Below are 12,002 nucleotides of genomic sequence, written 5' to 3'. Positions count from 1 at the left end.
GACCGATGTATCCGGATACCGAGCTTCACATCGCCGGGCGCTGGCGCGCGGGCGCCGACCGGGAGACCCTGGGGGTCCTGAACCCGGCTACGGGCGAGACGATCGGACAATGCGCCGTCGCCACACAGGCCGATCTCGACGAGGCCCTGGAGGCCGCCGCCCGTGCGTTCCCGGCGTGGCGGAAGGTGGCGCCGTTCGAACGCGCCAAGGTGATGCGCAAGGCCGCCGACCTGCTGCGCGCCCGGGCCGACGACATCGCCCGCACCATGACCCAGGAGCAGGGCAAGCCGCTTGCCGAAGCGCGGATGGAGACCCTGGCGGCGGCCGACATCATCGACTGGTTCGCGGAGGAAGGTAAGCGCGCATACGGCCGCGTCATCCCGGGGCGCGCCGACGGCGTCCTGCAGGCGGTGATCCGCGAGCCGGTGGGTCCGGTGGCCTGCTTCACGCCCTGGAACTTCCCGATCAACCAAGCGGTCCGCAAGATCTCGGCGGCCCTCTGCACCGGCTGCACGGTGATCCTGAAAGGCCCCGAGGACACGCCGGCCAGTTGCGCGGCCCTGGTCCGCGCCTTCCTGGATGCCGGCATCCCGGGCGATGCGCTCTCGCTCGTCTACGGCGATCCGGCGACCATCTCGGCCTACCTGATCCCGCACCCGGTCATCCGGAAGATCTCGTTCACCGGCTCGACCGTGGTCGGCAAGAAGCTCGCCGCGCTGGCGGGCGAGCACATGAAGCGCGCGACCATGGAACTCGGCGGCCACGCGCCGGCGATCGTGTTCGGCGACGCGGACGTCGAGAAGGCCATCGCGGTCCTCGCCCCGTCGAAGTTCCGCAATGCCGGACAGGTCTGCGTCTCGCCGACCCGCTTCCTGGTGCACGATACGGTGTTCGACCGCTTCGTCGAGGGCTTCACGAGCTTCGCCAAGGCCCTGAAGGTCGGCGACGGATTGGATCCCGACACCAAGATGGGTCCCCTGATCCACGGCCGCCGCCTCGACGACATCACGGCGCTGAGCGCCGACGCGGAAACGAGCGGGGCCGGCCTGCGCACCGGCGGCCAGCGCATCGGCAACCAGGGCAATTTCTTCGAGCCGACCGTCTTCACCGAGGTGCCGCTCACCGCCCGAATCATGAACGAGGAGCCCTTCGGGCCCGTGGCCTTGATCAACCGCTTCTCGGACGACGACGAGGCGCTGGCCGAGGCCAACCGGCTGCCCTACGGCCTGGCGGCCTACGCCTACACCCGCTCGGCCGAGCGCGCGGCCCGGGTGTCCAACGGGGTCGAGAGCGGCATGATCTCCATCAACCACCACGGCTTGGCCCTGCCGGAGACGCCGTTCGGCGGCGTGAAGGATTCGGGCTACGGCAGCGAGGGCGGCCCGGAGGCGCTCGACGCCTACCTGGTGACCAAGTTCGTCACGCAGGCGAACTTCTGACGAGCCGCGCGGCGCGTCAGTAGTGGGGAGGCGGCGGCTCCGCTCCGCGCGGCGCGGCGCGGACCGCCGCCTCCTCCACCTGCTCCCGGAGCCCGTCGACCTGCCGCGTGAGGCGGTCGATCAGCTGCCACTGCGCGGTCACGGTCCGGTTCAGATCCTCGATCGTGGCCTCCTGCTCGGTGAGACGCATCTCCAGGCGGTCGATCCGGCTCGGTTCGTCCATCACCGCTCTCCCGTCAGACCCGCCACACGCGGTTCGGTGTCCCCGCGCCGGCTCTTAGCGCAACCGGGACATCCCGCGATATACAGGTGCGCCGCTGCGGTCCCGGAGAGCCCCGACGCGTCCGGCCCTCGATGCCCGTCGCCGGATCACCGGCCACATCCCCCGCCCCATCCCGGCCCGTCGGAAAGCATCTCCCGGCGAAGGTTTTGATACAACTTAAACGCGTGTTCACCGGCGGGCACGATTCCGTGAACGGGCTTCTAGTCAATCCCGGCGCGGAAGTTCTTGAACGATCCTCGGGCAAGTACTTCGCCGTATTCTTGTGAAGTACCGGATCCGATGGCGATGTTTGGTTCACGTGCGGACGCTCTGATCACGGCGATCGACCAGACGACGGCGCGGGCCGAGTTCACGCTCGACGGCACGATCCTGGATGCGAACGCCATCTTCCTGGACCTGTTCGGCTACGCGGGCGCCGAAGCGCGCGGGCGTCAGCACGGCCTTCTCGTGCCGGAGGCGGAGCGCGCGAGCCCGGACCACGTCGCGTTCTGGGAGCGACTGCGCACCGGTCGACCGGAGACCGGCGAGTTCGCGCGCCTGACGAAGTCCGGCCGGACCATCCGGATCAGCGGCTCGTACAATCCCGTCCGTGATCGTCGCGGAGCGGTGACCAAGATCGTGATGCTCGGCACCGATGTCACCGAGCTGTCGGCTCGCGAGACGCAGGCTGCCGGCCAGATCGCGGCCCTCGACCGCTCGCAGGCGGTGATCAGCTTCACGCTGGAGGGCCTCATCACGGACGCCAACGCCAACTTCCTGTCGACCATGGGCTACACCCTCGACGAGGTGCGCGGGCAGCACCACCGGATGTTCCTGCCGGCGGATGAAGCGGCGAGCGCCGGGTACACGGCGTTCTGGGCCGCCCTCGGCGCGGGGCGGCACCAGGGCGGCGAGTTCCGCCGGATCGGCAAGGGCGGGCGCACCGTCTGGATCTTCGGCGCCTACAACCCGATCTTCGACAAAGCCGGCAAGCCCTGCGCGGTCGTCAAGTTCGCCACCGACGTGACGCAGCAGGTCGAGGAGCGTCAGCGGCGCGCCGAGGGCCAGCGCGCCATCGACGCGGATATCGCCGCGATCCGCGACTCGATGAGCCGCGTCGTCCAGCAGGCCAACGGGACCGCGAAAGCCGCCAACCAGACCACCCGGAACGTCCAGGCGGTCGCCGCCGGATCGGAGGAGTTCGCCGCCTCCATCGAGGAGTTGAGCCGGCACGCCCTCCTGGCGAAGTCGTCCGTCGACAAGGTGGTCACCCGCGCCGAGGAGGCGGGGGCGATCATCGTAGGCCTGACCGGTGCGGCGGACCGGATCGGCGCCGCCGTGAACCTGATCCGCTCCATCGCCGACCAGACCAACCTGCTGGCGCTCAACGCGACCATCGAGGCCGCCCGCGCGGGCGCGGCCGGCAAGGGGTTCGCGGTGGTGGCCGCCGAGGTGAAGGCCCTCGCCGAGCAGACCGCCCGGGCGACCGGCGAGATCGGAACCCAGATCGCCGCCGTGCAGACGGAGACCGCCCGGGCCGTGGCGGCCATCGACGGCATCGGCGCCACCATCGAGCAGCTCAGCGAGATCTCGCTCAGCGTGTCGTCCGCGGTGACCGAGCAGGCGGCGGTGACCCGCGACATGACCGAGAACATGCAGTCCGCCGCCCACAGCGTGGAATCGGCCCGCGCGGCGATCGCCGAGATCGCGGCCTCGGCGGGGCTGGTGGACGCCTCGGTGCGCAAGGTCTCCGAGGCGGCCCGCGCCCTCGCCTGACGGCGGCGGGCCGATCGTCCCGGGACGTCCGATCAGGCCGCCCGCGCGGCGGCCGGATTGGCGACCGCGACCCGGTCGCGCCCGCCATTCTTGGCCGCGTAGAGCGCGGCGTCGGCCTGCCGCATCAGCGCCTCGTACCCGGTCCCGCGGCGGATCTGCGCGATCCCGATGCTGACGCTGACGCGCAGGTCGGGGAGTTCCGGCACGAACAGCTCCGCGAAGGTCCGGCGCAGCTCCTCGGCGCGGGCGAGGGCCTCGGCCGGCGAGACGTCGGGCAGCAGGCAGGCGAATTCCTCACCGCCCAAGCGCCCCAGCAGCGCCTCCCGCGGCAGAAGGGAGGCCGCCATGGCGCAGAACCCGACCAGCACGGCGTCGCCCACGGCGTGACCGTGATGGTCGTTGACCGCCTTGAATCGGTCGAGGTCGATCAGCAGCAGCGCGCCGTCCCGCTGTTCGGCCAATGCGCCGAAGGCCGCCTCCGCGAAGGCCCGGCGGTTGCGCACGCCCGTGAGCGCGTCGGTCGAGGCGGCGATGCGCTGCTCGCGCTCTGCCCGCTCCTTGACCAGAGCCATGAAGGTGAACGCGGAGGCGATGGAGAACAGCATGGTGACGAAGCACAGGATCGCCACCCAGGGCGAGGTCAGCGGGTTCGGGCCGAGCATGGGCGGCGCCAGCAGGGTCGTGGGGATCCGGACGAAGTAGAAGGCGCCGTGCAGCGCCAAGACCGCGCCGGCGCTGATCCGGGAGGCGAGGCGTTCGGCCCGGCCGCGCCAGATCTCCGCGGCGGCCGCGCCGCAATAGGCCGTCGCCACGGCCGAGGCGTACAGGACGCGCAGGCTGATGGACTCGTAGAAGGCCGGCACGCAGCAGAGGATGCACCAGAGGCCCGCGCCCGCCATCGCCACGGCCAGGCGGGTGCTCCGGCCCTCGAACGAGCGCACGCCGCTCCAGATCAGGCCGTAGGCGGCCAGCACCACGGCGTTGGCCAAGCCGATCGAGAAAAGATCCGGGATCTGGCCGCGCAGGGCCAGCCCGGTCGAGCCGACCGACCCGACGAGGTGTGCCGCTCCCCACACGGCGAGCGCGCGGGATCCGGGGGCCTGCCGCCAAGTGGCCAGGAACAGCGTGCCGACCAGCAGGGTCGTCGCGGAACTGACGATCAGCAGGGTGGCGGGATCAAGCTGCACGACCGTCCATCGATCTCCAGTCCGGGGTGATCCCACCGGGTGCCGACCTGCCGCGCAGGGCCAGGGGCGTTCCGGCGAAGAGTGATCCCTACACCATAAGGATTTAATACCAAGGGTCCGACCAGGGACGCTCCGGGCCGCGCCGGTGCCCTCGCGGGATTCCGCGCGCGTCCGCCCCTCGAACGGACGGGCGGGTCCGCACATCGCCACGGGTGGAGGGCCCGTCGTCAAAGCCCCTGCGATCGACACACACCAACAGTCGCGGGCGCCGCGGGCGCGCGCATGAGGGACCGGAACCGAGGCCCTTGACCGCTCCGTGGCACGGTTGCCGCGGGGATCCGCGGGCGAGGCCGCCAAGCCCGTGGACCGCCCCCGGGATGGCAGCGGGCCTAGGCCGCGTGGATCACCGGGACCGCGGGCGCACCCTCCCACTCCGTATTGGCGGGGATCGACTCGCCCTTCATCACGATGGTCAGAGGCCTCAGCCGCGCGTAGTCGCCGACTTTGGTGTCGTAGAGCACCGTCGAGAAGGCGCCCACCGACACGCCCTTGCCCACGACCACGCGGCCGATCTTCATGATCCGGTCCTCGTACAGGTGCGTCTGCAGCGCCGAGACCCGGTTGATCGTGGCGTAGTCGCCGATGGTGACGCAGTCGAATTCGGTGATGTCGGTGGTGAGCATGCACACCCCCCGACCGACCTTCACGCCGAACAGGCGCAGTACCCAGGGTAGGAACGGCGTGCCCTGAAGGTGCTCCAGCAGCACCTTGCCGGCGAGGCCCCAGTAGGCCACCGCGATCGCCTCGGTGCGCATGGCCCACCACGACCACATCGGCTGCATCCCGGGCTTGTAGACGCCCATCAGCAGCCACTTCATCGCGATGACCGCGCTGGACTGGATCAGCGCGATGGCGACGCTCGCCACGACGAAGCTGACCGCCAGCCCGGTCCAGTCCTTCTCCAGGATGGCGGGATAGAAGTACCAATCGATCACGGTGATCGCGAGGGTGATGTAGAGCATCGGCGAGAACGAAGTCGCGAAGGCCTCGAACACGCCGCGCCGGATTTTCGGCCACATCCCGGGCTCGTAGGTCTGCGCCGTCGAGCCGAGATCGACCTTCTGCCGGGCCGGGAGCCGGATCGGCGGCGAGCCGAACCAAGTCTCGCCGGGGCTCATGGCCGCGTTCGCCGGGGGCTTCGACTTGATGCCGATCAGCACGTCGTCGGGAATCACCGCGCCGGGCGGCACGACGGCGTCGTTGCCGACGAAGACCCGGGCGCCGGTGCGGGTCGGCTCCAGGTGCATCCAGCCGCGTCGGATCTCCTCCTCGCCGTACACCACCTCGTCGGCCACGAAGTTCTTCGCGCCGACCTCGGCGAGGTCGTAGCGGCCGGCGAGGTTGGTGGAGATCTCGGCACCGTGGCCCATATTGGCGCCCATCAGCCGGTACCACGCCCGCATGTAGACCGTGGCGAAGAGCGACGAGAGCGTCTCCAGCGTCACCTCGACGGCGAGCGCCAGCGACCACTTGCGCAGGTAGAACAGCGAGTGGACCGAGTAGGTGCCCGAGCGCGTTCGCGGCAGCACGATCCAGCGGATGCCGGCGATGAGCAGCACCGTGCCGGCGGTCATCAGCATGGCGGTCGGCCACGTGAGGATCGGCAGGTACCAGTGGTAGTCGACGTCGGTGATGTCGGAGAGCGAGTCCGAGATCTGGTCGAAGATGAAGAAGGCCGGGAAGATCGGCAGAAGGCCCACCGCCGGGATCGCGCCGAGGAGGACGATGTAGGCGGCCATGAAGGCGGCCCGGCGTCCGAACGACGCCTCGGCGGGGGCGGGCAGATCCGCCGGATCGGCCATCCCGACCTTGCGGCCGGGGGAGCCGTCCCACCGCTCCGCCGCACCGACCCGCGAGCCGGCCGGGATCGTGGTGAGGTCCCCGATCTCGGCCTGCGGCCCGATCACGGTGTCGTGGCTGATCACGCAGGAGGTACCGATCGCCGCGTCGGCGCCGATCTCCGCCGTGCCGATGACCAGCTCGTTGCCGACGATCTCGGCGTTGGCGACGACGAGGCGGCCGCCCAGCGAAGCGCCGTCGCCGATGGTCAGGAGGTCGGCGGCACCGACTTCGATGTCGGAGATCAGGGTGTCGCGGCCGACCTTGGCGCCCATCAGGCGCAGGTAGATGGCGATGGCCGGCGAGCCCTGGAGCCACTTCACATGGACGAGGGGCGCGAGCCGCTGCGCGAGCCACCAGCGGTAATAGTACGTCCCCCAGAGCGGGTAGCGACCAGGCTTGGTCCGGCCGAGGATCAGCCACTTGCCGGCCACCGCCGCGACCGCCGTCACGCCGTTGATCGCGATGTAGACGAGGAGCAGCACCCCGAGCTCGGCGAAGAAGCTCAGCCCGCCGCCGGTGAGCAGCAGGTACGTCACGAACATGCCGAGCCACTGCGCGGTCGCGAGCGCGATCACGAGGGGCAGCGCGGCGAGCTGCGCGAGCCCGCACAGCGCCCGGCGCAGCAGCGGTGGCGGCTCGAAGCTCAGGTCGCGGGTCGCGGCCGCCGCGCCCATGCCACCCGTGCGGGCGATCAGCGCGTCGGCCATCGCCCGCATCGTGCGCAGGGCGTAGACGTCCGGCAGGGTGATGCCGACCAGCGCCGGGCTCTCGCGCACCGCCGAGACGAAGCGGGCGGCGAGCAGGGAATGACCGCCGAGATCGGAGAAGAAGTCGCCTTCGAGGGCGATCGGCTGATTGCCGAAGATCTGCTTGGCGGCGGCGACGAGGGCAGCCTCCGTCTCGTTGGCGGGGGGCTCCTGCTCGCCGTCGGCCGAGACTACGGTGAGCGGAGCGACCTTCAGAGACTTCCGGTCGACCTTGCCGGAGGTGAGCCGCGGAAGCGTCTCGGTCACTTCGAAATGGCCCGGCACCATGTAGGGCGGCATCTGCCCGGCGAGGGTCTTCCGCAGCGCCGCGGTTTCGATCGCGCGGCCGCGCTCCGGGATCAGAAAGGCGACGAGGCGGTCGACGCCGTCATCCTGCCGCAGCACCACGGCGGCTTGGTTGATCTCGGGGATCGCCCGGATCCGGGCCTCGATCTCGCCGAGCTCCACCCGGAAGCCGCGGATCTTCACCTGATCGTCGATGCGGCCGTGGAACACGATCCGGCCCGCAGCGTCGAGGGAGACCGCATCGCCCGAGCGGTAGAGCACCGGGTCGGTCCCGTCCGACCCGAAGGGGTTGGCGATGAATTTCTCCGCCGTCAGCTCCGGCCGGGCGAGATAGCCGCGGGCCACGCCGGGGCCGCCAATCAGTAGTTCACCCTGCTGGTCGCGACCCAGCAGGGTCAGATCCTCGCCGGCGACGTAGACGGAGTAATTCGGGATCGGGCCGCCGATGGTGACCGGCTCGCCCGGGCGCATCTCGGCGGCGGTCGCCACCACCGTGGCCTCGGTCGGCCCGTAGGTATTGAACAGCTGGCGCGTGCCCGTGGCCCAGCGGGCGACCAGGGGCTCCGGCAGGGCCTCGCCGCCGAGCAGGACCAAGCGCACCGTCGGCAGGTCGCCGGAGATCATCGCCAGCAGGGTCGGCACGGTGTCGAGCACCGTGATCCGCTCCGCCTCCAGGATGCCGGGCAGCGATTCCACGTCGCCCATCATGGCCGGGCTCGCCACGAACAGGGTCGCGCCCACGAGGTAAGGGACCCAGATCTCCTCCATCGAGAGGTCGAAGGCCACCGAGGCGCCCTGGAAGACGACGTCGTCCGGACGCATCCCGTAGAGGGCGTTTCCCGAGCGCAGGAAATGGCAGATGTTGGCGTGGCTGATGACGATGCCCTTGGGCACGCCGGTCGAGCCCGAGGTGTAGATCAGGTAGGCGGGGTGCGCGCCGGTCAGCCCGGCGGCGCGGGCGTCGGGGACGGTCGCATCGGCCGGGGTCGCGGCGTCCAGGTCGGCAGGGGTCAGGGCCGGCGCCGCCGCCGGCGCGGATTGCTTGAGCGCCGGCGAGACCAGCAGCGCCTTGGCAGCGGCATCCGTCAGGCAGACGCCCACCCGGTCGGCCGGGGCCTCGGCGTCGAAGGGGAGCCACGCGGCGCCCGACAGGGTGATGCCGATCTGCGCCACGAGGAGGTCCGGTCCGCGGGCCATCCAGAGACCGACCACGTCCCCGGGGCCGATGCCGCGATGGGCGAGGCCAGCGGCGATCCGGCCGGCGCGGTCGGCGACCGCGGCGTAGGTCAGGCGCGGGTGGACACCCCCGGCCTCCACGCGCGCGCCGTCGATCAGGCAGGGATGGTCGGCCCGGGTTCGCGCGGAATGCAGGAAGACCTCGGCCAGCACCTCGTCGCGGATCAGGTCCGGGCGGTGCGCGCCGCGCAGGACGGCCGCCCCGTCGCCGGACCGCTCGCGCTCCCCGGCCGGACCGGACCGGGTCTTCTCGGCGACGTCGCTCATCCGCTGCTCCGCTGGCCGCCCGCTCGGGCCGGCACTGACCGTGGCCGTCGCCCTATAGCCCGCCGATCATGCCGTTATCGAGGCCGATTTGCGCCCCCGCCCGGCGGATCACGCCCAGCGCCAGCCTTCGGGCTCCAGGACCAGGACTTCGCCCTGGCGAATGCCGAGGCGCGGCGCCGCGTAGGGATCGAGATGGCCCAGCGCCACCAGGGCCGCCCGCGCCACCCCGCCATGGGCGACCACGACCGTGTCGCGTTCCAGGCCGGCCAGCGCCGGGCCGACGCGCTCCACCAGCGTGGCGTAGCTCTCGCCGCCGAGGCCGGGCGGCCGGTGGCGCCACCGGTCGCGCTCGCGCCCCGCCGCCCCGGCCGGGTCCCGGCGCCGGATCTCCGACCAGGTCGAGCCCTCCCAGGCGCCGAAGCCGATCTCGCGCAGGCGCGGATCGGTGCGGTAGTCCTCGGGGGACAGGCCGAGGGCCGCCCGCAGGATCTCCATCGTGCGCCGCGTCCGCTTGAGGGGGCTCGCCACGAAATCCGCCCCGGCGAGCCCGGGGCCCGCCAGCACGGCGAGCCGCTCGGCCGCGGCGGCCGCCTGCGTCTCGCCCAGGGCGTTCAGATCGGTATCACGGCCGCCCTGGAGGCGGCCTTCCGCGTTCCAGTCGGTCTGACCGTGGCGGATGAAGTAGATCGTAGCCAACCGTATCGAACCCCGTCCTGCGAAGGCGTCTGGAACGGCCCGGATGCACGGCCGTTTCCGCCGACGGTCGGCAACGTCCGGGAACAGGTCCTGCCCTATGTCGAAGAAGCACGGCAAGCATCATCGCGGCCAGAAGCACGGACGCGGCGTGACAGATGGGGATGACCTGAACGCGACGGCGGGATCGGACCGGCCGTCCACCGCCCGGTGGGCGAGCGCCGTCGACACGCTGGCGGAGTCGGAACCGGCCGCCTTGCGGGGGCACCGGGCGACCCCGATCGTGGCGGCGCCGGGCGTCGTCGCGGTCGAGCCGGGCGCGCGTTTCGACCTCGCTTCGGTCGAGGCCGACGCCGATGGCGGGCTCGACAAGGCCTGGGCGAAGGAGGCGCTCGACACGGAGCGCGCGCGCATCGTCGCGCTGCAGGAGCGGCTCTATGCCGAGCGCAGCCGCAGCCTGCTCCTGGTGTTCCAGGCGATCGATACCGGCGGCAAGGACGGGACGATCCGGGCCGTGCTCAAGGGCGTGAACCCCCAGGGCTGCGCGGTGGCGTCGTTCAAGGTCCCGTCGAGCGAGGAGATGGATCACGACTTCCTGTGGCGCTATCACGCGCGCACGCCGGGCCGCGGCATGATCGGGGTGTTCAACCGCAGCCACTACGAGGACGTGCTCGTGGTGCGGGTGAAGGGCCTCGTGCCGGAGGCGGTCTGGCAGAGCCGCTACGGGCGGATCAACGACTTCGAGCGGCTGCTCACCGAGTCCGGCACGACCGTCCTGAAGTTCTTCCTGCACATCTCGAAGGCGGAGCAGAAGAAGCGGCTCGAGGCCCGGATCGCCGATCCGGAGAAACACTGGAAGTTCGACCCCGCCGACCTCGTGGAGCGGAAATCCTGGGACGCCTACCAGCAGGCCTTCGCGGACGCGCTGTCCCGATGCTCGACACCGGATGCACCCTGGCTGGTGGTGCCGGCCGATCACAAATGGTTCCGGAACTACGTGATCGCCAAGACGGTGGCGGATACGCTCGCCGCGATGGACCCCCAATTCCCCGAGGCGGTCAAGGGAATCGCCGAGCTCAAGGTCCCCGATTGAGTCGGGCGGCGCGGCACGCGGGTGGTGCGCGAGGTCTCGGGCTACCGCGCGCTCCGGCGGATCGGCGCCCCGGTCGACGCGCCGTCGGTGTTCAGGGGCGGCGACGGTACCGGCAGGACCAACCCTCCTCCCGCAGCGGCTTCGACGGCGGCGCGGATCCTGGTCACGCGCGACGGTAGGACCCGATCGAGGAATTCGCGCGGGCCCGTTCGTGGCGGGGGACGCCGACCGGGTCCGGCCCGCCGGCGGACCTAATCCTTGTCGAGGCTCAGGTCCGGCGCCTCGGGGTTCTTCATGCCGACGACGTGGTAGCCGGCATCCACGTGCAGGATCTCGCCGGTCATGCCGGCCGCCATGTCGGAGACGAGATAGGCCGCCGTCTCGCCGACCTCGCCGATCGTCACCGTCCGGCGCAGGGGCGAATTGTACTCGTTCCATTTGAGTATGTAGCGGAAGTCGCCGATGCCCGACGCCGCCAGCGTCTTGATCGGGCCGGCCGAGATCGCGTTGACGCGGATGTTCTTCGGGCCGAGATCGGCCGCGAGGTAGCGCACGGAGGCCTCGAGCGCCGCCTTGGCCACGCCCATGACGTTGTAATGCGGCATCCATTTCTCGGCGCCGTAATAGGTCAGCGTCACGAGCGAGCCGCCGGGCCGCATGATCTTCTCGGCGCGCTGGGCCACCGCGGTGAACGAGTAGCAGGAGACCAGGAGCGACTTGGTGAAATTGTCCTCCGACGTCTCGATGTAGCGCCCGGTCAGCTCGTCCTTGTCGGAGAAGGCGACGCAGTGGACCACGAAGTCGATGCCCTCGGGGAAGACCCGGGCGGCCTCGGCGAACACGGCGTCGATCGTGGCGGCCTCGGTCACGTCGCAATGGCCGATGACGTGGGCGTCGAGTTCCTTGGCGAGCGGCTCGACCCGTTTGCGCAGGGCGTCGCCCTGATAGGTGAAGGCCAGCTCCGCCCCGTGGGCGCGGGCGCTGCGGGCGATGCCCCAGGCGATCGAGCGGTTGTTGGCGACCCCGAGGACGATGCCCCGCTTGCCCGCCAGAAGGCCCTGCCCGTGTTCCGCCATGATCGATCCCGAAGTCTCG

8 protein-coding genes are annotated in these 12,002 nt (G+C 70.9%); 3 read left to right on the top strand and 5 right to left on the bottom strand.

Annotated elements, in window-relative coordinates; genetic code table 11:
- Positions 1-5 precede the first annotated feature (5 nt).
- Complete coding sequence (locus MFF58_RS13855) at positions 6-1,439, top strand: NAD-dependent succinate-semialdehyde dehydrogenase (protein ID WP_238288725.1); 1,434 nt, start codon at positions 6-8, stop codon at positions 1,437-1,439.
- 16 nt (positions 1,440-1,455) lie between these two features.
- Here MFF58_RS13855 and MFF58_RS13850 read toward each other — a convergent pair whose 3' ends face one another.
- Positions 1,456-1,662, bottom strand: a complete 207-nt coding sequence (locus MFF58_RS13850; protein WP_238288723.1) for a SlyX family protein — start codon at positions 1,660-1,662, stop codon at positions 1,456-1,458.
- Positions 1,663-2,001: 339 nt separating this feature from the next.
- Between MFF58_RS13850 and MFF58_RS13845 the strand changes: the two genes are divergently transcribed.
- On the top strand, positions 2,002-3,477 hold the full coding sequence (locus tag MFF58_RS13845; protein ID WP_238288721.1) for a methyl-accepting chemotaxis protein: 1,476 nt from the start codon (positions 2,002-2,004) through the stop codon (positions 3,475-3,477).
- A 32-nt stretch (positions 3,478-3,509) separates the two neighbouring features.
- On the opposite strand, the gene MFF58_RS13840 is transcribed toward MFF58_RS13845, so the two are convergent.
- The 3 genes from MFF58_RS13840 to MFF58_RS13830 form a co-directional block, all read right to left on the bottom strand.
- Positions 3,510-4,664 (bottom strand): GGDEF domain-containing protein, encoded by a 1,155-nt coding sequence (locus MFF58_RS13840; RefSeq protein WP_238288719.1) that lies wholly within the window; start codon positions 4,662-4,664, stop codon positions 3,510-3,512.
- A gap of 389 nt (positions 4,665-5,053) precedes the next feature.
- Positions 5,054-9,121 carry a Pls/PosA family non-ribosomal peptide synthetase gene (locus MFF58_RS13835; protein ID WP_238288718.1) on the bottom strand — a complete coding sequence of 1,356 codons (4,068 nt, stop codon included), beginning with the start codon at positions 9,119-9,121 and terminating at the stop codon, positions 5,054-5,056.
- Between the two features lie 108 nt (positions 9,122-9,229).
- The gene (locus MFF58_RS13830) at positions 9,230-9,817 is read right to left on the bottom strand and encodes a histidine phosphatase family protein (RefSeq protein ID WP_238288700.1); all 588 of its coding nucleotides are present in this window, start codon (positions 9,815-9,817) and stop codon (positions 9,230-9,232) included.
- Between the two features lie 97 nt (positions 9,818-9,914).
- On the opposite strand from MFF58_RS13830, the gene MFF58_RS13825 reads away from it, so the two are divergent.
- Positions 9,915-10,907 carry a polyphosphate kinase 2 family protein gene (locus MFF58_RS13825; protein ID WP_238288697.1) on the top strand — a complete coding sequence of 331 codons (993 nt, stop codon included), beginning with the start codon at positions 9,915-9,917 and terminating at the stop codon, positions 10,905-10,907.
- Between the two features lie 251 nt (positions 10,908-11,158).
- Here MFF58_RS13825 and fabI read toward each other — a convergent pair whose 3' ends face one another.
- Positions 11,159-11,983, bottom strand: a complete 825-nt coding sequence (fabI, locus tag MFF58_RS13820) for an enoyl-ACP reductase FabI (RefSeq protein WP_238288695.1) — start codon at positions 11,981-11,983, stop codon at positions 11,159-11,161.
- Between the last annotated feature and the right edge of the window lie 19 nt (positions 11,984-12,002).

The organism is Methylobacterium longum (assembly GCF_022179385.1).
Lineage (GTDB): Bacteria > Pseudomonadota > Alphaproteobacteria > Rhizobiales > Beijerinckiaceae > Methylobacterium > Methylobacterium longum.
Note: the sequence above shows the minus strand (reverse complement) of the source record. Positions and strands in the feature narration are given on the sequence as shown.

Coding starts and splice junctions, on each gene's coding strand:
- MFF58_RS13835 (WP_238288718.1), bottom strand. CDS start 9,121: ATGAGCGACGTCGCCGAGAAGACCCGGTCCGGTCCGGCCGGGGAGCGC.
- MFF58_RS13850 (WP_238288723.1), bottom strand. CDS start 1,662: ATGGACGAACCGAGCCGGATCGACCGCCTGGAGATGCGTCTCACCGAG.
- MFF58_RS13825 (WP_238288697.1), top strand. CDS start 9,915: ATGTCGAAGAAGCACGGCAAGCATCATCGCGGCCAGAAGCACGGACGC.
- fabI (WP_238288695.1), bottom strand. CDS start 11,983: ATGGCGGAACACGGGCAGGGCCTTCTGGCGGGCAAGCGGGGCATCGTC.
- MFF58_RS13855 (WP_238288725.1), top strand. CDS start 6: ATGTATCCGGATACCGAGCTTCACATCGCCGGGCGCTGGCGCGCGGGC.
- MFF58_RS13845 (WP_238288721.1), top strand. CDS start 2,002: ATGGCGATGTTTGGTTCACGTGCGGACGCTCTGATCACGGCGATCGAC.